The 25,993-nt window shown below is 30.6% G+C and carries 28 protein-coding genes; 17 read left to right on the forward strand and 11 right to left on the reverse strand.

The features are described from left to right. The first annotated feature begins 2 nt into the window (after positions 1-2). The 3 genes from deoD to deoC are packed head-to-tail and all read left to right on the forward strand — an operon-like array spanning position 3 to position 2,594. Positions 3-713, forward strand: a complete 711-nt coding sequence (gene deoD, locus E0E45_RS16250; RefSeq protein ID WP_130892099.1) for a purine-nucleoside phosphorylase — start codon at positions 3-5, stop codon at positions 711-713. A 19-nt stretch (positions 714-732) separates the two neighbouring features. After that, a complete protein-coding gene (locus tag E0E45_RS16255; protein ID WP_130892100.1) occupies positions 733-1,923 on the forward strand; it encodes a phosphopentomutase in 1,191 nt (396 codons plus the stop codon). A gap of 14 nt (positions 1,924-1,937) precedes the next feature. Beyond that, positions 1,938-2,594, forward strand: coding sequence for a deoxyribose-phosphate aldolase (deoC, locus tag E0E45_RS16260; RefSeq protein WP_130892101.1), 657 nt, complete (start codon positions 1,938-1,940; stop codon positions 2,592-2,594). A 177-nt stretch (positions 2,595-2,771) separates the two neighbouring features. On the opposite strand, the gene E0E45_RS16265 is transcribed toward deoC, so the two are convergent. Together E0E45_RS16265 and E0E45_RS16270 are read right to left on the reverse strand one after the other, a co-directional pair. Further along, complete coding sequence (locus E0E45_RS16265) at positions 2,772-5,564, reverse strand: autotransporter domain-containing protein (RefSeq protein WP_130892102.1); 2,793 nt, start codon at positions 5,562-5,564, stop codon at positions 2,772-2,774. A 67-nt stretch (positions 5,565-5,631) separates the two neighbouring features. After that, positions 5,632-6,285 (reverse strand): putative ABC transporter permease, encoded by a 654-nt coding sequence (locus E0E45_RS16270; RefSeq protein WP_232044138.1) that lies wholly within the window; start codon positions 6,283-6,285, stop codon positions 5,632-5,634. Between the two features lie 335 nt (positions 6,286-6,620). Between E0E45_RS16270 and E0E45_RS16275 the strand changes: the two genes are divergently transcribed. Beyond that, positions 6,621-7,052 carry a MarR family winged helix-turn-helix transcriptional regulator gene (locus tag E0E45_RS16275; protein WP_130892103.1) on the forward strand — a complete coding sequence of 144 codons (432 nt, stop codon included), beginning with the start codon at positions 6,621-6,623 and terminating at the stop codon, positions 7,050-7,052. A gap of 174 nt (positions 7,053-7,226) precedes the next feature. Beyond that, the gene (locus E0E45_RS16280; protein ID WP_130892104.1) at positions 7,227-7,610 is read left to right on the forward strand and encodes a hypothetical protein; all 384 of its coding nucleotides are present in this window, start codon (positions 7,227-7,229) and stop codon (positions 7,608-7,610) included. 43 nt (positions 7,611-7,653) lie between these two features. Here E0E45_RS16280 and hutG read toward each other — a convergent pair whose 3' ends face one another. The 5 genes from hutG to thyA all read right to left on the reverse strand — a co-directional run bounded on the left by hutG (position 7,654) and on the right by thyA (position 11,779). After that, positions 7,654-8,550 carry a formimidoylglutamase gene (gene hutG, locus E0E45_RS16285; RefSeq protein WP_130892105.1) on the reverse strand — a complete coding sequence of 299 codons (897 nt, stop codon included), beginning with the start codon at positions 8,548-8,550 and terminating at the stop codon, positions 7,654-7,656. Between the two features lie 26 nt (positions 8,551-8,576). Further along, positions 8,577-9,122, reverse strand: a complete 546-nt coding sequence (locus E0E45_RS16290; RefSeq protein ID WP_130892106.1) for a HutD family protein — start codon at positions 9,120-9,122, stop codon at positions 8,577-8,579. Between the two features lie 158 nt (positions 9,123-9,280). After that, positions 9,281-10,267, reverse strand: coding sequence for a YhdH/YhfP family quinone oxidoreductase (locus tag E0E45_RS16295; protein WP_130892107.1), 987 nt, complete (start codon positions 10,265-10,267; stop codon positions 9,281-9,283). Positions 10,268-10,475: 208 nt separating this feature from the next. After that, entirely contained in the window at positions 10,476-10,955 is a 480-nt protein-coding gene (locus tag E0E45_RS16300; protein ID WP_130892108.1) for a dihydrofolate reductase, read from the reverse strand. Next, entirely contained in the window at positions 10,955-11,779 is an 825-nt protein-coding gene (gene thyA / locus E0E45_RS16305; RefSeq protein WP_130892109.1) for a thymidylate synthase, read from the reverse strand. The genes E0E45_RS16300 and thyA overlap by 1 nt, the downstream gene beginning before the upstream one ends. Positions 11,780-11,978: 199 nt before the next feature. On the opposite strand from thyA, the gene E0E45_RS16310 reads away from it, so the two are divergent. From E0E45_RS16310 to E0E45_RS16320, 3 genes are all read left to right on the forward strand, one after another. After that, the gene (locus E0E45_RS16310; protein ID WP_130892110.1) at positions 11,979-12,764 is read left to right on the forward strand and encodes a sulfite exporter TauE/SafE family protein; all 786 of its coding nucleotides are present in this window, start codon (positions 11,979-11,981) and stop codon (positions 12,762-12,764) included. Positions 12,765-12,826: 62 nt separating this feature from the next. Continuing rightward, positions 12,827-13,165: a hypothetical protein gene (locus tag E0E45_RS16315; RefSeq protein WP_118005117.1), complete on the forward strand. Its 339-nt coding sequence runs from the start codon at positions 12,827-12,829 to the stop codon at positions 13,163-13,165. 39 nt (positions 13,166-13,204) lie between these two features. Then, positions 13,205-13,573, forward strand: a complete 369-nt coding sequence (locus E0E45_RS16320; protein ID WP_130892111.1) for a VOC family protein — start codon at positions 13,205-13,207, stop codon at positions 13,571-13,573. 148 nt (positions 13,574-13,721) lie between these two features. On the opposite strand, the gene E0E45_RS16325 is transcribed toward E0E45_RS16320, so the two are convergent. Beyond that, positions 13,722-14,315, reverse strand: coding sequence for a dienelactone hydrolase family protein (locus E0E45_RS16325; protein WP_130892112.1), 594 nt, complete (start codon positions 14,313-14,315; stop codon positions 13,722-13,724). A gap of 407 nt (positions 14,316-14,722) precedes the next feature. On the opposite strand from E0E45_RS16325, the gene E0E45_RS16330 reads away from it, so the two are divergent. From E0E45_RS16330 to E0E45_RS16340, 3 genes are all read left to right on the forward strand, one after another. Further along, positions 14,723-15,517, forward strand: a complete 795-nt coding sequence (locus E0E45_RS16330) for a GntR family transcriptional regulator (protein ID WP_005978707.1) — start codon at positions 14,723-14,725, stop codon at positions 15,515-15,517. 83 nt (positions 15,518-15,600) lie between these two features. Further along, a complete protein-coding gene (locus E0E45_RS16335) occupies positions 15,601-16,824 on the forward strand; it encodes a dicarboxylate/amino acid:cation symporter (RefSeq protein ID WP_130892113.1) in 1,224 nt (407 codons plus the stop codon). Positions 16,825-16,826: 2 nt separating this feature from the next. Further along, positions 16,827-17,534, forward strand: a complete 708-nt coding sequence (locus E0E45_RS16340; protein WP_130892114.1) for an aspartate/glutamate racemase family protein — start codon at positions 16,827-16,829, stop codon at positions 17,532-17,534. A gap of 41 nt (positions 17,535-17,575) precedes the next feature. On the opposite strand, the gene E0E45_RS16345 is transcribed toward E0E45_RS16340, so the two are convergent. Genes E0E45_RS16345 through E0E45_RS16355 form a run of 3 tightly spaced genes read right to left on the reverse strand, consistent with a single transcriptional unit; the run spans position 17,576 to position 19,285 of the window. Next, positions 17,576-17,770 carry a hypothetical protein gene (locus tag E0E45_RS16345; RefSeq protein ID WP_130892115.1) on the reverse strand — a complete coding sequence of 65 codons (195 nt, stop codon included), beginning with the start codon at positions 17,768-17,770 and terminating at the stop codon, positions 17,576-17,578. A 12-nt stretch (positions 17,771-17,782) separates the two neighbouring features. After that, positions 17,783-18,406, reverse strand: a complete 624-nt coding sequence (locus E0E45_RS16350; RefSeq protein ID WP_130892116.1) for a DUF1847 domain-containing protein — start codon at positions 18,404-18,406, stop codon at positions 17,783-17,785. Positions 18,407-18,430: 24 nt separating this feature from the next. Next, a complete protein-coding gene (locus E0E45_RS16355) occupies positions 18,431-19,285 on the reverse strand; it encodes an alpha/beta fold hydrolase (RefSeq protein WP_130892117.1) in 855 nt (284 codons plus the stop codon). Between the two features lie 215 nt (positions 19,286-19,500). On the opposite strand from E0E45_RS16355, the gene E0E45_RS16360 reads away from it, so the two are divergent. The 6 genes from E0E45_RS16360 (at position 19,501) to E0E45_RS16385 (ending at position 25,989) form a co-directional block, all read left to right on the forward strand. Continuing rightward, positions 19,501-20,325 (forward strand): mechanosensitive ion channel family protein, encoded by an 825-nt coding sequence (locus tag E0E45_RS16360; RefSeq protein WP_096404261.1) that lies wholly within the window; start codon positions 19,501-19,503, stop codon positions 20,323-20,325. A 145-nt stretch (positions 20,326-20,470) separates the two neighbouring features. Continuing rightward, a complete protein-coding gene (gene guaB / locus E0E45_RS16365) occupies positions 20,471-21,925 on the forward strand; it encodes an IMP dehydrogenase (protein ID WP_096404260.1) in 1,455 nt (484 codons plus the stop codon). 55 nt (positions 21,926-21,980) lie between these two features. After that, positions 21,981-22,790: a toxin-antitoxin system YwqK family antitoxin gene (locus E0E45_RS16370; RefSeq protein ID WP_130892118.1), complete on the forward strand. Its 810-nt coding sequence runs from the start codon at positions 21,981-21,983 to the stop codon at positions 22,788-22,790. A 101-nt stretch (positions 22,791-22,891) separates the two neighbouring features. Continuing rightward, positions 22,892-23,743 (forward strand): pseudouridylate synthase, encoded by an 852-nt coding sequence (locus tag E0E45_RS16375; protein WP_130892119.1) that lies wholly within the window; start codon positions 22,892-22,894, stop codon positions 23,741-23,743. Next, positions 23,744-24,163 carry an HD domain-containing protein gene (locus E0E45_RS16380; protein WP_130892120.1) on the forward strand — a complete coding sequence of 140 codons (420 nt, stop codon included), beginning with the start codon at positions 23,744-23,746 and terminating at the stop codon, positions 24,161-24,163. Between the two features lie 65 nt (positions 24,164-24,228). Next, a complete protein-coding gene (locus E0E45_RS16385) occupies positions 24,229-25,989 on the forward strand; it encodes a TIGR03960 family B12-binding radical SAM protein (RefSeq protein WP_130892121.1) in 1,761 nt (586 codons plus the stop codon). The last annotated feature ends 4 nt before the right edge of the window (positions 25,990-25,993 follow it).

The raw sequence follows: 25,993 nt of genomic DNA on the forward strand, positions 1-25,993 counted from the left end.
TTATGTCTACACCACACAATCAGGCAAAACCTGGAGATATAGCAAAAAATGTATTGATGCCAGGAGATCCATTGAGAGCTAAATTTATAGCAGAAACATTTTTAACAAATGTAAGACAGGTAAACTCTGTAAGAAATATGCTTGCTTTCACTGGAGAGTATAAAGGAAAAGAAATAACAGTTATGGCTTCTGGAATGGGAATGCCATCTATTGGAATATATTCATATGAGCTATATACAGTTTATGGAGTAGAGAATATAATTCGTGTTGGATCAGCAGGATCTTATGTAGAAAAATTGAATATATATGATGTAGTACTTGCAGAGAGTGCATGGAGTGAATCAACTTTTGCTCATACACAGAATGGATTTGAGGGAGATACAATTCTTCCAAGTGTTCAATTAAATAAAAAAATATTAGAAACAGCAGAAAAATTAGGGGTAAAAGTACACCTGGACAAAATACATTCAAGTGATGTTTTCTACAGAGAAAGTAATGTAGATGGATATAAGGAGCTTCAAGCTAAATATGGATGCACTTGTGTAGAGATGGAGAGTTTTGCACTTTTTCATAATGCAGCAGTTTTAGGGAAAAATGCTGCATGTCTTTTGACTATATCAGATTCTTTTGTAACTAAACAGGAAACTACACCAGAAGAGAGACAATCATCTTTTATAAATATGATGAAAGTGGCTCTTGAAACTTTCTGTTGATTCAACGGAGGTAATACTTATGAGAAAATATAAGAGGATATTTACCATAGTTATAGATTCTTTGGGAATAGGAGCTATGGAAGATGCTGAAAAATATGGAGATACAGGAGCAGATACATTAGGACATATAGCTGCTTCAGTAGAAAAATTTAATATACCAAATCTTCAAAAATTAGGACTTGCTAATCTTCATCCAATGAAAAATGTAAAAGTAGCAGAAAAACCTCTTGCCTATTATGGAGAACTTAAAGAGAGAAGTGTAGGAAAGGACACTATGACTGGACATTGGGAAATGATGGGATTGGAGATAAAAACTCCATTTAAAACATTTACAGAAACAGGATTTCCAAAAGAATTAATAGATGAGATGGAGAAGAGGTTTGAACGGAAGATAGTAGGAAACAAATCAGCAAGTGGAACAGAAATATTGGAAGAATATGGAGAACATGAGATAGCTACAGGAGATGTTATTGTATATACAAGTGCTGATTCTGTCCTTCAAATATGTGGTAATGAAGAAACTATGGGACTTGAAACTCTATATAGATTTTGTGAAATAGCAAGAGAACTTACTATGAGGGATGAATGGAAAGTGGGAAGAGTAATAGCCAGACCATATATAGGAATGAAAAAAGGTGAATTTAAACGTACAAGTAACCGTCATGACTATGCTTTAAAACCATATGGAAAAACTGTTTTAGATGTATTGAAGGCAGGAGGATTTGATGTTATATCTGTTGGAAAAATCAGAGATATTTTTGATGGAGAAGGAATAACAGAAGCATATAAATCAAAGAGTTCAGTCCATGGAATGGAGCAGACTCTGGAACTTTTAGATACAGATTTTACTGGATTATGTTTTGTAAATCTAGTTGATTTTGATGCTCTGTGGGGACACAGAAGAAATCCAAAAGGATATGCAGATGAATTAGAAAAATTTGATGTAAATTTAGGAAAAGTTTTGGAAAAACTTCAAGAAGATGATCTTTTAATAATAACTGCCGACCATGGAAATGATCCTACATTCAAAGGAACTGACCATACTAGAGAAAAAGTTCCCTTTATAGTATACTCACCATCTATGAAAGAGGCAGGGGCTTTGCCCATAGCAGACACTTTTGCTGTAATAGGAGCTACTATTGCTGATAATTTTGATATAGTGATGCCTGAAAATACAATAGGAAGATCTGTGCTTGAGGAATTAAAATAATCATAGGAGAAAAAATGAATAGAAAAGATATATTGAAAATAGTGGATCATACTCTTTTAGCTCAAACATCTACATGGGAGCAGATAAAAGAAATACTTGATGATGGAATAAAATATGAAATAGCTTCTGCATGTATACCTTCATCATTTGTAAAAAGAGCCAAAGAATATGTAAAAAATTCTCTTCCTATATGTACTGTGATAGGATTTCCAAATGGATACAGCACAACAGCTGTAAAAGTATTTGAAACAGAGGAAGCAGTGAAAAATGGTGCTGATGAAATAGATATGGTAATCAATATGGGAGATTTGAAAGATAAAAAATATGATATTATTTTAAATGAGATAAAAGATATCCACAAGGCTTGTAAAGGGAAAATATTAAAAGTAATTATTGAAACATGCCTTCTTACTGAGAAGGAAAAAATAAAAATGTGTGAAATAGTTACTGAATCAGGAGCTGAATATATCAAGACTTCTACAGGATTTTCTACCTCTGGGGCCACATTGGAAGATGTTTTTCTTATGAAAAAATATGTAGGAAAGAATGTAAAAATAAAGGCAGCTGGTGGGATAAGTTCTTTTGAAGATGCAGAAAAATTTATAGAGGCAGGAGCAGATAGATTAGGAACAAGCAGACTGGTAAAAATAATAAAAATAGAGGATATCTAAAAAGTTTTGAATAAGTTTTAGAAATTTGGAAATTAGAAAGGTTTGTATAATTAATGAAGTAAGTAAAACGTAAAAAATAGTATGTTTGAATGAAATGAGTTTACTATTTTTAGTTTTAGGAACGAAATTAATAACAAACCTTTCTACTGAAAAAGTTCTAAAATTTATTTCTGCTTATTAGAATCTAAATTTATATCCTATTGATATCATATTATCAGAAATTTTTGATCTTTCTACAGAGATATCATAAGAAGCATTTATTGATGTCTGTTCACTTATTTTTGCTTCTATTCCTAGATTAATCCAAGTAGTATTTTTATTTAGTTTTATACCTGTTATATTATATTTATTGCCACTTGTATCACCTACATATCTTGCTTTAAAATCAAGTTTATCTTCAGAAAGAGAAACCACCTGAGTTATACCGCTATATAGTTTGATTTTATCAAGTTCAAGCTCTCCCCTTATTCCAGCTGTTCCAGAGAATTGTTCATAATTTTTTCTGTCAGCTTCTATTCCATAGATACTGTTAGAATCTTCATTGAAACTTCCTCTTCTTACATGATCATACATAAGTCCAGCAAAAGGATTTATTTTTATCTTTTCAGTAATAGAAAATTTATATCCTAATTCTCCATATAAAGAGTAAGTAATACTATCATAATCTGTCTTTAGATGGATATTATCATTATTTATCCAGATATCTCTTTCAACATCACTCTCTGTATAGCCTATTCCTATTCTTCCTAAAGTATAGAAATTTTTATTAAATTCATATAAACCATATCCAGATAACATAATATTTGTATTTTCAGCTTTACCAGCATATTTATTGAAATCAGCTTCAGCTTTTGATGCAGAAATAGCGGCTCCTAATAGAAGTTTATCTGTAAAATAACTATCTATCCCAAGTTGTCCACCATATAGTTTAGTATCTGCTTTAGCATAACCGCTTTGATAAAGTTCTCCCTTTGCTCCTATTCCATTAAACCAGAATCCAGCCATATTTTTATTCTTGTCATTTGAAATCAGTATCATTCTATTAGAGAGATCTCTATTCATTTCTTTTAGTTGTTTAAATATAAGATTCTGAGATGAAGCATATATTTCAGCAGACAGAGAATCAATAGTTCTTGGAAGCAGAGCATTAGGAGTAGCTAATATTCCTGAAGCTGCTCTTAAAAGAGCATCATCATTTCCAATAGAACTAAAAGAATTTTCTAAATTCAAAGCTGTATTCATGGCAGAAGCAGATTTTATACCAAGACTGCTTACTACATATTCAGTAGAATTTCTTTTATAATCTAAATGTATTTTCTGTCCTGTAACAGTTATATTCTTAAGATCAAAATAATTATTTAGAGTGCTGGTATCAATATCACCAACTGTTGTATTTTGAACAGCTCCAGCTATGATTATATCTTTAGTAGTATATACTGAAGCTGATGGAATATTTTTACTGCCATAGGTAATATTTATTTTACCATTTCCATTGTCAAATGTTCCAGTTACTTTTAAAGCAGATGTTATGTCAATACTGATAGAACTCAAAGTGTTTCCTGTATAATTTCCATTTATTTTTAGTCCACCTCTGGATATACTCAATCCCTCCAAAGAAGAAGATGTATTTTTTATATTTCCATTTACAGTAACAGTTCTTTCAGAAGTACCCAAAGGAGAAATAAGTCCAACAGCCCTCATAGTACCATTTTTTTCTATTACTACATCTGAATTTAAATGATTTGTAACAGTAAGTACTCCCTCCTGTATGGCAGTTTGACCAGAATAAGTATTGTAACCTGTAAACCATAATGTTCCAGACCCTTTTTTTATAACACCAGCATTTCCAGATATGTTATTTGAAAAAGTATAACTATCAATATCATTGGAAGAAGTAGGATGCCCTTCCATATCTATAATTACATCATTTGAACGATATCCATGTTCATCAAAAGTTAGCCTTTTATCGAAGGCAGCAGGACCTTTCATTGCTTTTTCCAGATTTAGAAGTCCCCAACCATAAATATCATCCACCCCAGCATCTCCTAAATCTGTTGCTGTAGTTAGCAAAGATTGTTTGATAAGATCTCTGGACATCCATGGATATTTTAATTGAATGGCACCAGCAGCACCAGCTACTACTGGAGCAGCAAAAGAAGTTCCGTATGCAGTGGTAGAATAAACATTAACTCCGGAAATTTTTTCAACTGTAACTTCATAATTAGCAGCAATAGTCCAGTTTTTAGCATCTCCTGCTCTATTAGATTCAGAGTCTATCAATCCTGTTTTAGGATTTATTCCTACAACAGATATCCAACCTTTTTCAGCTCTTGGATAAAGTTTAGGAAAAAGAGCTTCAGCAGCAGGATTACTTTTTCCATTGTTTCCTGCAGCAAAAATAAATAAACTATCAGTAGATGACCTGCTTACATAAAAATTGACTAGAGAGCTAGAAGCAGGAAATTTTTCAGAAGTTAAATCATTAGTTGGACTTCCAAAGGACTGGCTGAATATTCTTACTCCTGCCTGATACATTTTTTGATACATACTTCCTTGTACTTTTATTTGATCACTGTATGCTAGAAAAGATGGAATAGCATAAATTTTTACATCATCAGTAACACCAGTTTTATTGCCACCAATGAGAAGAGAGACTAATTCGCCATGTGTGTAGGATTTAGCTTTTCTTTCTTCTGGATCAGTTGGGAAACTGTCATCTATAAATATTCTGTACTTTCCAGAAGGATCTTTGAATTCATCAAGATATGAAAAAGAAGAATCAATAACCCCTATAATAGTATCAGACTTTTTAAAATCCATAGTTACATTTTGAGATGGAGGAGTGATGTTATTTGTGTTATTATTGCCAGATGAACTTCCACCACCACCGCTTCCTCCTCCACAGCTGCTTAAAAATATGCATAGAGAAAGAAGAGTCATTATTTTCCAGTATTTATTATGTATATTCATTATTTCCTCCTTTATTATGTAAGAATTATTTGTATTTAGGTGGATAAAGATGTTGCTGTTCTTATTCTTATTTTCTTTCCATTATTCCATCTTTTTTAATAGAATCAGGAAACCAGATTGTAGTAATAAGAGAAGCAGAAAAATCTATTAAGAAAAAAGCTAAAAGAATAGAAGCAAATATTTTCTGTCCCTTTACAGATACTTTATCAATTATTTTTTTTCCAAGAGGCTGAATAGTATAATATGCTGCAGTTCCTCCAGCAGCAAAAATAAAGCTTGTTTTTGGAGATATTCTTCCTTGGAAATTCATCCATTCATTAGTGTAATCCCATAATACTAAACCCAAAGTATATTCCATAATATAGCTTCCTATGAGTTCAGCAATAGTGGAAAGAACTAGAATGAGCATAAATATTTTTAAAGGTCTTAAGCTGAATTTATTATTTTCATCAGGTTCATCTATAAATTGTGAAATGACTATCATAATAATGACAGCTCCAAAACCATATATTGGAATATAAGGACCAAAGTTAAAACCTCTGTTGATAAAATGGCCCTCTTCAACTGTAAATAATATAGTTTCATATATCCATCCAATAAATGAATAAAGCATAAATAGAAAAAAATACATTCTCAGTTCATATTTAATTTTTTCTCGACTTGCCATTTGATTGTATAATGAGAAAAATCCAGAATAGTTTTGTTTATGGATTAACCTCAAAATACTTCCCCCCTTTTGCTTAATAAAATCAAAATTTGCTAAACACTGCTTTATTAAAAGTATACCATTAAGAAATGAAAAATTCTTCATATTTTTATAGAGAAAAAACATTTGTTTTGCTAAAAAAAGAGATTTTTTTCTTTATTCCTAAATAATTTTTGTATATAAAAATAAAAATTTAAAATTTAATTATCAAAGGAATCAAAGGTTTAAATATAATGATTTAATGGAAGGAAAAAGAAAATTTATTTGACTTTGCAGTAGAGATAATCTATACTTTAATAGAAAGTTTGCAAAAGAAGACAAAAGCTTTCACTGCTTTAAGGAGGATTAAAGTGAAAACTGTCAAGGTAGTAGGAATGATATCTAATATAAGGGAAAAAAGTGCGCAGTTCATTAATAGTCAATTGAGAGAAAAAGGAGTGGAAGGACTTATAAATAGTCATGGAACTATTCTTTCTATATTGTATGATAATAATGGAAAAATAACCATGAATGAAATAGGCAAAATAGTTGGAAAGAAAAAATCTACACTTACAGATTTAATAAGAAAACTTGTGGAACTTGGGTATATTACAAGAGGGAAAAGTGAAAAAGATTCGAGGGTTGTTGAAATAACTCTTACAGAAAAAGGTTGGGAATTTAAATCTTTGTTTGAAGAGATAAGTAACAATCTTTTAAAAAAGACATACAAAGATTTTACTGAGGAAGAAAAAGAAATTCTTATATTTTTGTTGGATAAAATAAGAAAAAACTACCAAAATTAAAAAAATTATTAAATGAAAGAATCTCAAGCTATAGACTATTATTAGTTTGTAGCTTTTTTTGTGCATGCATTTCTCTTGATTTTATTTTATAAACATGTGTATAATAATATTAGACATTTTAAAAATAAATTAAGATTATTATAGTATATAAAAATAAAAAAAAGGAGAAATTGTATGAAAGATTATTTTGATCGATTTGTTCTAGATTTAGGATTAGTTTTAAATTTTCTGGCTGTGGCTCTTATTAGTAAAAGTATTTTTGATAATAATAAAAACCTTATGAGAATAGTGGAATACCTATCAATGAGTAAAAGTATAATTATTTTTGCTTATTGGGTATTAGATGATTATTATGGAGTAAAATATTATTTAGGATATTTTCTTTCTAATTTATTAGCTATGAGCCTTACAAATTTTTTAATCAGCCCAAATATAATTTATGTTAACTTTAAATTTGTTCCTTTGATAGTATTTGTTGTAGGATTATTTCTTGCAGTTATAAATTCGTTGTTTTACCAAATATACAAAGTAAACTCATATGCTGTTAATAAGAATTAAAAAAGGTCTTAGTCTCTACTAAGACCTTTTTTAATTCCAGCAATTATTTTTTTATATGCTCCATTACTTCATAGATTAGGCATCCAGCAAGTTTTGCAGTCATATTATCTATATCATACACAGGATTTACCTCTGCAAAATCTACACACACTACTTTTCCAGTTTCCATAATGAACCTCAACAATCTTTTTCCTTTTTTAGGCTCCAATCCCATTACAACAGGAGCAGATACTCCAGGAGCTGAACTTGCATCAAATACATCCATACAGAAAGTTACATAGACAATATCTACTTTTTTTATAAAATCTTTTAATGCTTCAATAGTTGATTCTTCAGAACATTCCTCTTCTAAAATCAATACATTAAAGGATTCAGCAGTTTTTATAAGTCTCTCTGTATTCCCCATTTTTTGAAATCCTACTATTGCATATTGTGCGTCTTTATCATTGTCCATTATTTCTTTGAATGAAGTGCCAGAAGTTCTTCCTTTATCATATGGTCTCATATCTAAGTGAGCATCAAAATTTATTATTCCTATTTTTTTGTCAGGATTAGCTTTTCTTACTCCCAAATACGATCCATAAGCTATATCATGTCCTCCTCCTAATCCAATAGGGAAAATTCCTGATTTGAGGACATCTGCTATTTTTTCAGAATATTCTTTCTGAGCTTCTTCTACATTTTTCTTTTCCAGATTTCTATAGTCATATACTTTTAGTCCCTTTAGTTGTGGAAAAGATTGAATAGCTTTTCTGATAGCATTTGAACCACCTTCTGCACCTTTTCTTCCTAGGTTTCTCACTACTCCATCATCTGTATCATATCCTATAAAACATACCCCGCCAGCTTCCTGAGCTTCAGTTATCTCTTGTATTACCTGCCAGAGTCTGAGATCTATTTCCTCATAACTATCTAATCTCCCATTCCATAAGTCTTTCATTTTAATCCTCCTATTAACTGCAATTATTACTTAGTTACATAACCATAGAATATTTTGCTGTTATTCCCAGAGATAGTTATATTTTTTCCAGTTCCAACAGCTAATTCATTTTCCAATAGAGTTTTTTCAGATATTTTAACTTTTCCATAAATACAGTAAACAAAAAATATTACTTCCTCTTCTCCAAGATTAATTTTTTCACTGCCATTTATTTCTTTGTGTAGAAAATCGCCATCACAATCTTTAAGCATAAGATTGAAATCTTTTACTTTACCTTTAGAAGTAGTATCCCAATCTCCAATAAATCTATCTATTTCATAGGGCATCAATGTAATGTCATATCTGTTTTTATGAGACAGTTCCATTTTTCCTTCAAGTATAGAGATAATTCTTTTTACTCCTTCCAGTTTTGTAAATGTAGATTCCATAAGTTCTGTGGTTGCTATACTTATTCTGAATTTAAAATTTCTTTTTTGATAATCTCCATCTTTGGGATAGATATACAGTTGTGTAGTTATTCCTCCACTCCACCTGCTTTCTTTGAAATTAGAACTTTTTATGATTTCGACCATTTATACTCTCCCTTTATAAATTTCCTTGATAGAGATTTACCACATAATTAGTAAATAGTCAACGTCAAAATAAAAGTTTTATTTTATCATACAGAATTTAAATAAAAAAACAGCTATTAAAAAAGATAAATTTAACAACTGTTTTTTAAACTTTTAGACTATTTATGCTTAAGAATAATTCTTCCTATAAGTTGTTGAGCTAGCATTTTATCTACCGAATCAGATATTTCCTCAAGACTTACTTCTTTAATACCTTTTTCCAGATTTTCACCCTTCCATTTTTCTGCAAGAGTATCCCATACTTCTTTTCTTTTTTTCATAGGACATTGAACAGAATCTATTCCTATAAGCTTTACACCTCTTAAAATAAAAGGATAAACATTAGCAGCAGGGATATCTCCACCAGCTATATTTCCGCATGTAGTAACTACTCCAGCATATTTTAATGATCTTAGAGCAGTAGAAAGAGGATTTCCTCCTACTGTATCAATTACTCCAGCCCATTTTTGTTTCAGCATAGGTTTGCCAGATTTATCATCTATTTCATCTCTTAATATACAAGCAGAAGCACCAAGTTCTTTTGCATATTTAATACCTTTTTCATCATTTACTACAGCAGTTACATTATAACCAAGTTTAGTAAGAAATTTTACAGAGTGGCTTCCTACACCGCCACCAGCACCAATTACAAGAACATCTCCATCTTCAGGAGATACTTCTTTTATTAATTCAAAAACAGATAGAGCAGAAGTGAATCCAGCTGTCCCATATATCATCGCTTCTTTTAAAGAAAGATTAGCAGGTTTTTTTACCACCCAGTTTGCTGGAACTCTGACATATTCTCCAAATCCACCATCAGTATTCATACCTAAATCATATCCTGTGATGAAAACTTCTTCTCCTTTGATAAATTCAGAAACTTTAGAATCTTCTACAATACCAGCAGCATCTATTCCAGGAGTATGAGGATATTCTCTGGTTACTCCTCTGTTTCCTATACAAGATAGTGCATCTTTATAGTTAAGTGATGAATATTTAACCTTAATTAAAACTTCTCCTTCAGGAAGTTCATTAATATCTCTTTCAACGATTTTTCTTATAAAAGTACCATTTTCTTCATAAATTCTTAAAGCTTTAAAATTCATTTTCCACCTCCATATAGTACGGTATCGTACTTTTGTATATTGATTGTAATATTATTTTCTAATAAAGTCAAACTTTTCTTTTTTTATAAATATTTTATTAGAAAAATTTAGGTGAAGAATTAATTATAAAGAATACACAGAATGTAAAAAAGAACCTTTTCTATTAGAAATATCTAACACTTCAGGTTCTTTATTATAAATTATTATTTTATTTTTTATATATTGCTGCAGTAAAATCATTGTAGTCAGTTTCAGATACAATCTTATATCCATATTTTTCTACATCAGGAAAATAAAGAGGATTAGCAGCATGAGCTACCTTTACATGAGGTTTTAATTTAGAAATATAAATTTCATCCAATCCATAATTATCAAGATAATACTTATAAATAGTATATCCCCCACATATAAAAATATCTTTTCCACTATCTTTGTAATGTTCCATAATATCTTCAAGTTTGGAATCAAGAGTAAGGACTATTACCTCCCTATTTTTTTTCATTAAATTAATTGGAACATATTTAGCTGTATTTTCTCCAAATAAAACTACATTTCCAATAGTTTTAGATTTATAATAATTTAATTCTTCTATAGAATGCCATAAAAGCCCATTTCCTTCTGGAACTCTATCACCTATTAAATTATTTTCTGCCACACATACTATCATGTTTAATTTTGGTTTATTCATTATATTGCCACCTCATAAGAAATTTTATCTCCATATTGATAGTTTTCAACAACTACATCATCAGGTTTAAAATCATAGATAGATTTAAAGTTTTCAATTCTTACAGTTGCTCCATCAATTGAAGGTCTTTTTATCTGCTCTAAAAGTTCAGGCATGTGTCTGTCATAAATATGTACGTTATGAATATTCCATATAATTTCAGCAGGTTCCAGATTGCATTCCATAGCCACTAACTTGTGGAGTATAGAATATTGAAACACATTAGCTACAAGTCCAAGTGCTACATCACAGCTTCTTTGTCTTACCTCTAAGTAAAGTTTATTTCCAATAACACTCCATTGAGTAAGATGTACACAAGGAGTAAGAGCCATTTTGTCGAGATCTTCTGGCACCCATATCTCTGTCATTATTCTACGGCTGTTAGGATTTTTTTTCAATTCTCCTATAACATAATCAAGCTGACTTTTATATCCAAATGTTTGTTTTGCTATTTGGTATCCATAGGCTTTTCCTATAGTGCCATCTTTCATTTTCCATTCATCCCAGAATTTACATTTTAATTTATTTAATTCATCTACATCATTAGACTGCATTACCCATATCCAGTAAAGTTCTCTGATAGGAGCTTTGTTTGGAGCAAACCTGGTAGTGATAAGATGTGCTTCATCAGTAGAATTATCAAGCCTGAATTGATATCCTATATAGCTTTTGTAATGAGCAGGAGTTCCATCAGCATATTTTGTTCTGACATTTCCTTCACTCCATATTCCTTTTTTATCTATAGTTTCAACAATTTCTTTGTATATTTTATCAAATTTAGCCATACTCAACTCCTTTAGACAATCAAATTTTATCGTTATATTTTATCATAAATTTATGATTATTACAAAGAGAGAAATTTGGTGTAGTTTATTAAAAAAAAGAAAAATAGCAGAACATCTAAAGAATGAAGGTTGATTTTTTATGAAAAAACAAATATAATTATTGAATATAGGAAACATAAAAGTATTTTGGGGGTAAGATATGCCAGTTATTTTTTTGTTAGTCAGTTTTTTTTCTTCTCTTGTAGGGTCAATATGTGGTATAGGTGGGGGAGTAATAATTAAACCTGTTCTTGATGCAACAGGGACTATGAGTGTAACAGCTATAAGTTTTTTATCAGGATGTACAGTTCTTTCTATGTCTGTTATTTCTGTAGCTAAAGCAATGAAAAATAGTACTGTAAAGATAAATACAAAGATTACTACTTGGCTTGCATTAGGAAGTGTATTGGGAGGAATGACAGGAAAAGTTATGTTTCAAGCTGTAAAAGAGGTTCTTCAAAATGAGAACAGGACAGGAGCAGTTCAATCAATTGTTATGATATTTATAACATTGGGAACTTTAATATATACAGCTAAGAAAAATGATATAAAAACACATAATTTTGAAAATAAGATTCTATGCTTTATTATAGGAGTTATTCTAGGGATATTTTCATCATTTCTAGGAATTGGAGGAGGACCTATCAATCTTGTAATATTGATTTTCTTCTTTTCAATGACTACTAAGGAAGCAGCTATTAATTCTATATACATAATACTATTTTCACAAATAGCAAGTCTGGCACATACTATATTTGCAAGAAAAACTCCAGATGTAAGTGTTCTTTATCTTGGACTTATGGTGTTGGGAGGAGTATGTGGAGGAATGGCAGGAAGCATGGTTAATAAAAAGATATCTGAAGAAAAAGTGGATAAACTTTTTATGGGACTTATGCTGGTTATAGTATTCATAAATATTTACAATGCATATGTTTTTATGAAATAGAAATTAATATTCTCTAAATGATATTACATTAAAAAATTACTTGAAAACATGAGGAGAAGAGAATGAAAATAGATTATGAAAAAAATATAATGGGAACAATATCTTTAGTAATAGGAATACTTCTGCTTATTGCTAGTGGATTGTCAGTTGGACTCTTAAAAATATGTTTGATAAATTCTAGAAATGGATGGTTTGTCATATTGGGTCATATCATGGTGCTTGTTATGATTGCCATAGCATTAATTGGACCAGCAGTTTCAGTAATGGGATTGATTTTTAGTGGAATTGGAATATTTGGTTCCTTTAAGAAAAAAAGATTGGCTTTTATTGGATTAATTATTAATTTACTCTCATTGATTGTCTGTATTTTAATATTTAAAGAAATGGGAATAAAATTTTAATAAAAAGAAATCTATTTCATATGCTAGGAGGAAAAAGATATGATTAAAGAAATAGCAGGATTTGCCTATGATTGTAAAAATGCTGATGCATTAGCAGATTTTTATGTAAATTTGCTTGGTTGGGAGAAAATTCTTTCAGGAAATGGCTGGGCTGGGTTACGTTCACCTCAAGGATGGATTTTTGCTTTTCAGGAAGTTGAAGAATATATTCCACCAGTATGGCCATGGGAAAAAGGAAAGCAGCAGCAAATGGCACATATAGATTTTCTTGTTGAAAATTTAGAAGAGGGAGTTTCTCATGCTGTAAAGTGTGGTGCAAAAATATCAGAAATACAATATTTTGAAACATCAACAGTTTTATTTGACCCAGAGGGACATCCATTTTGTTTAAGTACAATAAAGCAGTAGATTGATAAGTACAAATTTAATTTTAAAATATGAAAAAGAAAATTCAAAGAATTATTAGGATATATTTAGATGAATTTAAATAATGACTTAAAAGATAGAATTATATAAAAATGTAAAAAGAGGTATGGAAAAAATCCATACCTCTGATTTATTTTATACACTGATTTATAAACTGAGTAATAACTGATTCAACTTTTTTTCTCTGATAGTCATTATAATATTTGGAATAAGGGTCAATAAATCCATGAGAAGCCTCAAATACAGTAATAGATAAATTTTTTTTATATTGTAATTCATTAACTGTTGCTGACACATCAAAAGAATCTTCCTTTGCAAACAACAAAAGAGTAGGGCAGACAGGATTTAAATCAGTGTAATCTCTTATACGAGAACCATAACATGCAATGATTCCACTGTATAAAGATTTTTCACAACATCTCCATGCAATAGTAGCACCTGCACTAAAACCTAAAAGAAATATTTTATTGTACTGTTTCTTTAAATTATTGGCTAGACTATTTATTTCTGTATATTTATCAAAACCAATATTTTGAATAAAATAATTATATGCTTCATCAGCTTCTTCATATGAAAATGGAGTATGCTCAAGAAGATTTGGGCAAAAAATATCAAATCCCATTTTTTGATATTTTTGGCATTGTTTTTTTATAAAATCATTAACTCCATATATTTCATGAAGCAATATGATTGCCTGTTTCTTTATTTTTTTATTTCTTTTCAAGTAGCCACCTCATAAAATATGAATTTTTATTATGATGTTCTTTCACATTTCTTCCTAAAATTATACTATATTAATTTTTATTTGTCTATTTTCCCTCAGCTCTATTTTTATTAAAATAGTTCTTAATAAAGGAAAAAAATTAAGAATAAGAATGATTTAATAATATATTTGAATAGTTTTTTATAAGGTGGATACCAATATTTTTGTAAGAAATAAAGACAAAACAAAAATAAATAAAACATTTAATTTGTAAAAATATTGACATTTAAATAAATTATTGGTATAATTCAAATGTCTAGACATTTGAACAATTGAATATCTGTATATGGTTTTAATATTCTTGACAAGTATTGCTACACTTTATACAATGTAGAAGAGTTTTAAAATTTGGATAGGGTGTGGTTTGTATGAAAAAATTAAAAAGTGATAGTCCAATCCCTCTTTATTATCAGCTCAGAGAAATCATAAGAGATAAAATAATGAATGAAGATTGGGGATATGGAACAGAGATACCTTCAGAATTGAAGCTTTGTGATGAGTTTAATTTATGCAGAGCCACAGTAAAACAGGCAATGGATGGTCTTGTAAATGAGGGACTTATTGTAAGGAAAAAAGGAAAGGGATCTTTTGTAGTCTATCAAAAGATTACAGAAAATTTTCTGCTAGAACCAGCTTTCAGCAAAAAAAGTGGAGAAGCAGGACTGAATGATTACTCAACAGTGATTTTTTCAGATTTTACAGAAACAGACAGAAGAATGCAAAAAGTATTGGAGCTAGAAGAGAATGGAGAGGTGTATCAAATAGAGAGGCTTCATTATATAGACGGAAAACCAGTTCTTTTAGATACACACTATATCAATCCTAAATGGGCAGGAAATATTTCAAAGGAAGATATTAGAGAAATAGCTGTATATAAATATATTGAAAATACCTATGAAAAAAGTTTTACTAATTATAAAATAGGGGTACAGGCAATAATGCTTGATCAATATGAAAAAGAGCAGCTTGATTTTCCAGAAATTCCTACAGGGATGGTAGTAGAATGTCTGTCATTTATAGGGAAAGAGCCTGTAGTATTCAACAGGAGAACTTATAGAGGAGATAGATGTGATCTTTGTTTAGAATTCATAGCTGTTAATCAAAAAATGGAAGTTGTCAATTCAGAGATTTCTATTGAAGAGAGAAATGGAAAACGTCATTAAAACCTTCATCAAGTATTGAGCTGCAAAATAGTCAAGAATAGCGATCTTTCATATACTACTTAATTTTAAGTGGGGGGATTATTATGTTAAAGAAGAAGATAGGATTGGCCAATAAGATATTGATTGGTATGATTCTGGGGGCAATAGCTGGACTTGTTATAGGACCAAAAATAACGGCAATAGCTGTCGTTGGGGATGTATTTTTAAGACTTCTTAGAATGTCAGTTGTACCTCTTATTTTTGCCAATGTTGTTTTGGCAGTAGCAGGTATGGGAGATTTGAGACGTCTTGGGAAGATTGGAGTTAAACTTGTTGTTATCTTTTTAGCTACAACATTTGTTGCAGCAGGTATTGGATTATTTTCTGCTCTTGTGATAAAACCAGGGGTAGGATTTGTAATGACAGATGTCAGTGGAATAGTTGAAAAAGGGGCTCCTACTGTAAGCAGTGTTATTTTAGGATTTTTCCCTGTTAATATAATGCAGTCATTCTCAGAAGGAAATATGCTTCAGATAATTACTTTTGCTATATTTTCTGGTATAGCTATCCTTCTATTAAAAGAAGAGGACAAAAAACGTGTGTTGGATATGTTTGGAACTCTTTCTCGTTTCATAATGATGATATTGAAATTTGTTATGGGATTCACTCCATATGGTGTTTTTGCTCTTATGGCAACAACAACAGGAAAATATGGAACAGACATATTAGGACCTTTAGGAAAGTTTATAATTACTATTTACATTGGATTAATCATACATGCTTTTGTAGTTTATGGTGGAATGTATCTGGCAGCTTCTGGAAAGAGCCCGATTGCGTTCTATAAGAAAATAGCTCCAGTATGGACTACAAGTTTTGCTACATGTAGTACTGCTGCAACTATACCAGTATCTATAAAAGTTTGTGAAGATGAATTGAAATTGAAAAAAGATATAGCTGGATTTACTATTCCAGTAGGGGCAACAATGAATATGGATGGAAATGGGCTTTGGTATGGAGTCGTAGCAGTGTTTGTATCACAGGTACTGGGAATAGAAATGTCTTTATATCAAATGTTTATAGCTGTATTTACAGGAGTATTGATGACTTTAGGAAGTCCTGGTATCCCTGGTGGAATATTTGTTGCAACAACTATTTTCCTTACAACTTTAGGGCTACCAATAGAATTTGTAGGTCTTTTAGGTGGAATCTTCCGTATAATGGATATGGGAATCACTACTGTAAATGTAGTGGGATCTGTAGTCGTAGCTGCTGTATTAGATGCTGGTGAAAGAAAGAATGAGCAGAGAGAAGCAGTTGAGGAGGGATAATAATGAAAGAAAAAGTTGTGGGAATATTAGGTGGAATGGGACCAGAAGCTACTATAGATCTTTTTGCCAAAATAGTAGAAGAAACACATGCAAAATGTGATGAAGATCACTTGAGAATAATAGTGGACAATAATCCAAAAATGCCAAGCAGACAGGATGCAATCATGAAAGGGACAGAAAGCCCAGTTGCAGCTATGGTTGCTACAGCAGAAAATTTAAAAAAAGCGGGGGCTGACTTTATAATAATCGGGGCAAATACAGCACATTATTTTTATGACGAAGTTGCCAGTCAGGTAGACATACCATTTCTACATATAATAGAGGAAGCAGTTAAAGAGATGATGCGTCAGGTGCCAGGAATAAAAAAAGTGGGGGTAATGGCAACTAATGCAGCTGTGAAGATTAAATTATATGATAAATGCTGTGCAAAGTTTGGAATAAAAGTAATAGCTGCAAAAGAGGAAGTACAGAATAAAGTACATGATACTATATTTGACTTTAAATACAATGGGGTTACAGAAAAGAATGTAAAAGATGCTACAGATTGTGCTAAATATTTCATAGAAAATGGAGCAGAGGCATTAATAATGGGATGTACAGAAATTCCAATTATATTAAAAGGAAAAAGTTTTACAGTGCCTCTTATAGATCCTAATGATATTATAGGAAAAGTGGCAGTAGCTTACGCAAAAAATAAATACGAATTATAAAAAACAAGGTGGTTCAAAGTAATTTTGAGCCACCTTGTTTTCTATTTCTTAGGTGAGAATTTTTTTAAAAACTCACTTTTTTCTCTTACAAAAAGTTTTCCTTCAGCTTCTTTACAGATATAAACTATCACTATCAATCCATCTCTTTCATTAGTACAATCAATAGCTTCACTTACAGTTTGGTATTCTCTTCCATTTTTATTATTTATCCAAAGGGAATTTTTTTCTATTATCATTTTTCCTCGCTTTTATTTAAAAAGTTTTTTCTTATAATATCCTTCAGCCATATATATAGCAGCAAGAGGATTGTGACCTAGAACTCTGTCTTTTACTGCAAACACTGTAACAGGAGCTTCAGAATGTTTCAGGAATAAAGAGTCATGTCCTACACAAAGTCCTAAAAGTATATTTAATTCAGTTCCAGACTGATTTAAAAGTTTTGCCTGACCAATAGGATTACACATAGGTTCATAAGTACAAGGTCTTACCTGCTCTTCATTAGAGATATTGATAAATTCTTTGAGGACAGACCCATTTTTGCATGATAAAGATTCCACTGTAAAGCCCTGATTTCTAAGGATAGAAGCAAAAAGTTTAGCCTCTTTTGAAAGACCTACACAAAATGCAAGACCAAGTTTTTTATACCCGCATTTATTAGCAAAATTTATTATTTCTTCTACTCTTGTCTGTTTACAATACCCTTCACTTTCGACAAGGGCTGAATTATGAGCAAGCTTCATATTTTCTTTTTCAAGATAGAATTTTTTGATTTCCTCTATGTTGTCAAGTTCTCTGCATGGGCAATTAAGAGGAGCTTCAGCAAGATTCCCAGTTCTGCAAACGTATTTAGTACAAACATCACAAGTGTACATAAAATCATCTCCTTAAATATATATTTAAATTCTAATTTCTAACCATTTTTCAATATCATTAAATACTTCATCTCTGTTTATTTCATTGTGAAGCTCATGTCTTGCATTTTTATACAAATGACAGGTAACATCTTTAAATCCAATTTTGTTGTAGAATTTCTCAAGCTCTGCAACTCCCTTTCCAAATTTTCCCACAGGATCCATATCTCCTGATACTATCATTATAGGAAGTTCTCTGGATATGTTTTTAAAAGATTCTTCTGAATAGAGAGAATTTAAAAACTCAAAGAAAGTAGTATAAAAAGTACTACTGTAGGTAAAATCACATAATTTATCATTACAATATTTTTTAACTTCTTCAATATCTCTGGAAAGCCATGAATTTTCATTATAATAATATTCAGATTTTGTTTTGCTGTTGGAATTTAGAAAAACAAGTTTTTTAATTATAGAGGCTCTCCTATTTTTATATATTTTATCTAAAAAATAACTTGCTATTTCTCCTGTTTTCCATAGAAAAGGCTGTTTATAACATGAACCGCAAAATATATACCCATCTATTTTATTCCAACAGGTTTTCATATGTTCTTGTGCAATGAAAGATCCCATACTGTGCCCAAATACAAAAAAAGGAATATTAGGATACTCTCTTTTTAATTTTTCAGTATACAATATTTGCTCTCTTATTAAGATAGGAAAATCACTTTGAAATATACCCAGTTCTTCTTTTGCAGCAACATTATTTCCATGATGTAAATGTTCATGTAAAAAGACAAGATAACCTTGTTCTGTAAAATATTTAAAGAAGTGAATATATCTTCCTTTATGTTCACTCATTCCATGTATAACTTGTATAATTCCTTTTATATTTTCTGTCATAAAATTTCACCTCTGTAATATTATTATATCTCATAAACAGTAAAAATAAAATAAAATTACATATATAATTTTATAGTAAACACTTGTTAAAAATCAGAAAAAATATTATAATTAGTGTGAATGAACAGAAAATTTGTTAAAAAATAAAAGAATAAGTATGGTATTTTAGTATAATTATATAAATTTAAAATAATTTTAAAGGAGTGATATACATTATGCATGCATTATTAGAAAGTTTTCTTACAGATATTTTTACTGCTCTTCCAGGGTTGGTAATCAGAGGTTTAATTCTGATAGTTTTATTTATAATTTGGCCTAAACTTTTAGGAATGATTTTAACAACTTATAAAAAGACACTTGAGAAGAAAAATGTTGATCCATTACTTGAAAGTTTTACAGTTTCATTACTTAAAACAATTGCCTATATAGCTTTATTCTTTGTGGTAGTCAGTGTAATAGGAATAAAAGCAACATCTCTTGTTACAGTTTTAGGTACAGCAGGTATCGCAGTTGGTTTGGCATTACAGGGAAGTTTATCTAATTTGGCTGGAGGAGTTCTTATCCTTTTCTTCAAACAGTTTTCAAAAGGAGATTATATCTCTAATAATGGGGGAATAGAAGGAACAGTAGACCAGATACATATTCTTTATACTACTCTTATCACAACAGATAATAAAGTGATAGTAGTTCCTAATGGACAGCTTGCAAATAATGCGATAATAAACTATTCTAGAAAACCAGAGAGAAGATTGGACATGGTATTTTCTGTGTCATATGATACTTCAACAGATAAAGCTAAAGAATTATTGAGACAAATAGCAGAAAACCATCCAGCAGTATTAAAGGATAAAGCAATAACAATAAGAATGGCTAAACAAAATGCAAGCTCTCTTGATTTCAATTTCAGAGTTTGGGTGAAAAGTTCAGATTACTGGGATACATTATATGACTTCAATGAAGAGGTAAAAAAAGTCTTTGACGAAAATGGCATAGAAATTCCATATCAGAAAATTGATATATACAATAGAACTGAAAAGTAATATTTATAAAAAATATCTTTTTTTATGTGACAAAATTCTTAAATTTGTGCTATAATAATCAAAATATATATATGAAGTTTTTTGGTTATTAAATTTTGATTTTATGAAGTATAAATATTAAGTTTTTATGAAAAAGGAGAGGGATATGAACGGAAAAATAGTAAAAGAAGCTATTACATTTGATGATGTGCTATTGGTGCCAGCAAAATCAGACGTTTTACCACATGAGGTAAGTCTAAAAACTAATCTTACAAAGGATATAGTACTTAATGTACCAATTCTTAGTGCTGCAATGGATACTGTAACTGAATCAGATTTAGCTATTGCTTTAGCAAGACAAGGAGGGATTGGATTTATTCATAAAAATATGAGTATAGCTGATCAGGCTGCTGAAGTAGACAGAGTAAAAAGAATTGAAAGCGGAATGATAAGAAATCCTGTTACTTTAAAAGAAGATTGTACAGTAGGATTTGCTGAAGATTTGATGAGAAGATATAAAATATCTGGACTTCCAGTTATTGAAGATGATGGAAGACTTATAGGTATAGTTACAAATAGAGATATAAAATACCACAAAGATATGGAACAGCTTGTTGGTGAAATAATGACTAAAGAAAACCTTATCACGGCTCCAGTGGGAACTACTTTAGAACAGGCAAAAGAAGTTCTTCTTTCTAATAGAATAGAAAAGCTTCCTATAACTGATGAAGCAGGATATTTAAAAGGTCTTATTACAATAAAAGATATAGATAATCTGGTAGAATATCCAAATGCTTGTAAAGATACTCATGGAACTCTTAGAGTAGGAGCAGCAGTAGGAATTGGAGCAGATACATTAGAAAGAGTAGAAGCTTTAGTAAGAGCAGGAGTAGATATTATAACTGTTGATTCAGCACATGGTCATTCAGCAGGAGTTATAAAGAAAATAAGAGAAATAAGAGAAGCCTTTCCTGATTTAAACTTAATTGGAGGAAATATAGTAACTGCAGAAGCTGCATTGGATCTTATAGCTGCAGGAGTAAATGCAGTGAAGGTAGGAATTGGACCAGGGTCAATCTGTACAACAAGAGTTGTAGCAGGAGTAGGAGTTCCTCAACTTACAGCTGTAAATGATGTATACCAAGTATGCAAAGACAGAGGTATAGGAGTAATAGCTGATGGAGGAATAAAACTTTCTGGAGATATTGTAAAAGCATTAGCTGCTGGAGCAGATTGTGTAATGCTTGGAGGACTTTTAGCTGGAACTAAAGAGGCACCAGGTGAAGAAATTATCCTTGAAGGAAGAAGATATAAAATATATGTAGGAATGGGTTCTATTGCAGCAATGAAGAGAGGATCAAAAGATAGATATTTCCAAAATGATGCTCAGAAACTAGTTCCAGAAGGAATAGAAGGACGTATTGCATATAAAGGAAATCTTAAAGATGTGATATTCCAACTTTGTGGTGGAATTAGAGCAGGTATGGGATACTGTGGAACACCAACTATAGAAGATCTTAAAATAAATGGAAGATTTATAAAAATAACAGGAGCAGGTTTAAAAGAAAGCCATCCACATGATATTACTATAACTAAAGAGGCTCCAAACTATTCTAAATAGGATGTGTTTTCTCTTTGGACTAATTTATATTATTTTTAAGTTTAAGGAGAGGAAAGTGAAAAAAGGAACAAGAATAATTATTTTCTTATCAGCTGTATTTATATATAGTTCACAGATTTTTGCGGAGGGACTTAGAGAAATAAAAACTCTAGATGAAATCAACAAAGGAATAACATCAACTGTAACAAAACCTGTATCAAATATAAATAATGAGTTGAAACCTTTGGAAAAGTTAAACACATCTGAAAAAAAAGAAGAAGTGAAATCTGAAACAACTGTAACAGATAAGTCAATTGAAAGTGGAGATAAATTAACTGATGCACAAAAGGCATTAATGAGAAGTGGTGTGAAAATAATTGACATCAGTAAAAAGATTTATGGAGCAGATAAACTTGTATATGCTCAGGGAGAGGATAAACCCTTCACTGGAGAGTTTGCATTATTCCTTGGGGATATTATTGAATATAGTGAAGCTTATGTAAATGGAAAACTGAATGGACAGAAAATATGGTATTCTGATGAAGGAAATATCGTTTTGACTGAAAGCTATATAGATGAAAAACTAAATGGTGAACAGAGATCATATTATTCAGATGGAAGTATAAAAGCAATAACAAGATATAAAAATAATAGAGTTACAGGTGTTGAATTTTTTGCTCAAAACGGTAAACTTCTTCATAAAAGTGATATGAGTGCTGGAACTGGCGAATGGAAATTTTTCTGGGACAATGGAAAAATATTGGAAGAAGGAAAGTACAAGAACTGGGTTAAAGATGGTACATGGAAAAGATATCAAGAAGATGGAACTGTTGATAGTATAGCTGTTTATGAGAATGGAAGATTGAAAAGCCAGACTTGGAATTAATAAAAATATTTAAAGCTGCAAGCAGTTAAAACTGCTTACAGCTTTTTTTTTCTTTGCTGATATGATATAATTAAAAGAATTGGAAGGCAAGGAGAAAAAGTATGGATATAAGAACAATAGAAAAAAGTAAGAAATGGGGATATATGTTCTATATCTCATATAATGGACAAAAATTTCAATCTTTTGATGAAATGGACGGAAAGAAAAGCATAAAAGGAAAATTCAGAGAAATAATGGAAAAAATAGGATTTACTTGGGCAAAGGGAGTACAGCAGGCAGGAAGAACTGATGCTAAAGTAAGTGCAAATGAGAATATTCTCTATGTCAGTAGTAATTTTAATGGAGATATAAATAAAGTACAAGAGGAGTTTAATAAAAATTCTGATGCTGACTTAAGGGTTACCATGATAAAAAAAACTTTCCCTAATCTTGTTTTTCCAGATATGATAGAAAAAAGAGAGTATATATATTCATATCCTGAAAAACTTATAAAAAATACAAAGGAAGAAATAGAAAAACTTTGTGAAAAACTTAGTGGAATATATGATGTAAGTGAATTTACTGATAAAAAAGGACTTGAACTTAAGAAGCATATAAGAGAGGTAAGAATTATATATGAAAATGGGAAATTAAGATTTTTAGGGAATTCTTTTATGCCTAAACAGGTAAGAATAATGTCTGGGTATATACTTACTGGGAAAAAAGAACCTCTTATGGGAAAATACTTAACTCTTGAAAAAATTTATTTAAAAGATGAAATGAAAAATATGATTCTTCAAGAAGTGCCAGATATATCAGAAGAAAATGTAATAAAGGTTGAAAAAACAACAGATGAAAGTTTATATGTTTTCTATGTTTCTCAAGGAAAAAGAGGAGAATTTATAGGAAAAAATGGTAAGAATATTAAAGAGATGAAGAGAAAATATGGAGATATAGTAGTAAGGGAGAAATAAATGTTAAATAGGCTCAGACAAGGGATCATCTATGTGTTTGGAAAATATGATGTGGAAAAAGATGAGACTGTGAAAAAAATTCTTTCAGAAGATGAATTTAAGATTTTTGATACTATGATGGAGTATGACAAGGTCCATTCTTTTAGATTATTAAATTTTGTTAAAGAAAATGAAGTATTAAAAGATGATATTTTATATTGGAAACTTGCTCTTCTGCATGACAGTGGAAAAGGAAAAACTACATTTTTGAAGAGAATGAAAAAAGTAGTAGTAGGAGATAGAAAACTTGAAGGACATACTGAGAATGCCTATGAAAAATTAAAAAATATAAATAAAGAGTTAGCTCAATTATGCAGAATACACCATGATAAAAGTGATGATTCTAAAATGAAAGAGTTTCAAAAATTAGATGATAAGTAAAAAAAACAGGTAATTTTAATAAGAAAATGATAAAATAAATGTAATAATAAAAAAGCGAGGAAAAAATGAGAGTAAATTTAGATAAATATTTATTGAAAGTTGAAAAACCAGCTCAATACCTGGGAAATGAAATAAACAGTATACATAAAGATGAATTTAAAGCAAGAATGTGTCTGTTTTTTCCTGATATATATGAAGTAGGAATGTCTAATCTGGGAATTAGAATATTGTATAGCCTTATGAACAGAGTAGAGGGATTTTCTTTAGAAAGAGGATTTTCTCCTATGGAAGATATGGAAAATTTGATGAGAGCAAACAAAATACCTATGTTTTCTTTGGAAAGTAAAACTCCATTAAAAGAGTTTGATGTAGTAGGATTCTCATTATCATATGAAATGTGTTATCCAAATGTATTGAATGCTTTAGATTTAGCAGGAATACCAGTTGAAAGTAAAGACAGAGGAGAAGAATATCCATTGATAATGGCAGGGGGAACTTGTATGATGAATCCTGTTCCTATGGAGAAATTTCTTGACTTCGTAGTAATAGGAGATGGAGAAGAAGTTATGATGAAAATAGCTGAAATACTTACAGCTAACCATGATAAAAGCAAGATGGAAAAGTTAAAACTGATAGAAGGTTTTGATGGAGTATATGTTCCTGTCCTTCATAAAGGAAGGAAAAGAGTAAGAAGAGCTATTGTTGAGGATTTAGACAGAACAGAATTTTATGATGATCAGCTTGTACCATATATAAATATAGTGCATGACAGGGCTTCTGTAGAAATACAAAGAGGTTGTACAAGAGGGTGTAGATTCTGTCAGGCTGGAATTGTATACAGACCTGTAAGAGAGAGAAGCTTTAAAAATAACTGCGAACTGATAGAGAGAATGATAAAAAATACTGGATATTCAGAAATATCTCTTTCATCTTTGAGTAGCAGTGATTACAGTAAAATAGACGAACTTATTAAAGGATTGAAAAATAGATATGAAAATAGAAATCTAGGAATTTCACTTCCATCTTTGAGAATGAATCCATATTCTGTACAGGTAGCAGATGACATCAGTGGAGGAAAAAGAACTGGATTTACATTTGCTCCAGAAGCTGGTTCACAAAGACTAAGAGATATAATAAATAAAGGTGTAGAAGAAGAAGATGTACTGGCTACTGCAGAAGCTGCTATAAGAGGAGGATGGGAAAATCTTAAATTTTATTTTATGATAGGACTTCCTTTTGAAACAGATGAAGATGTAGCAGAAATATTTGAACTTGCTTCTAAGGTTATAAAAAGATGCAGACCTATAAGCAAAAGAATAAATGTAACAGTAAGTGTTTCAAACTTTGTTCCAAAGCCTCATACCCCATTCCAATGGTCTGAACAGATGGATATAGAAGAGATGAAAAGAAAGCATAGAATATTAAAGGACTTGTTTAAGACATCAAAGCATTGTACTTTAAGAATACATGATATGAGAAAATCCTATCTTGAAGGATTTCTTTCAAGAGGAGATGAAAGAACAGGAGATCTTATAGAGCTTGCTTGGAAAAAAGGAGCAAAACTTGATGACTATAAAGATAACTATGATATCTGGAAATCCTCAGCTGATGAACTTGGAATAAATGAAAAAGATTATCTTGGAGTAAGGGATTTGGAAAATGATCTTCCATGGGATGTGGTAGATATAGGAGTAGAAAAGAGTTTTCTTTTAAGAGAATATAAAAAAGCAGAAGAGGGAGCACTAACACCAGATTGCAGAGAAATGTGTTCTGGATGTGGAATGAAAAAGAGATTTCCTAACTGTTTAAAAATAGCAGCAGAATAATAAA

The sequence above is a fragment of the Fusobacterium ulcerans ATCC 49185 genome, from assembly GCF_900683735.1.
Lineage (GTDB): Bacteria > Fusobacteriota > Fusobacteriia > Fusobacteriales > Fusobacteriaceae > Fusobacterium_A > Fusobacterium_A ulcerans_A.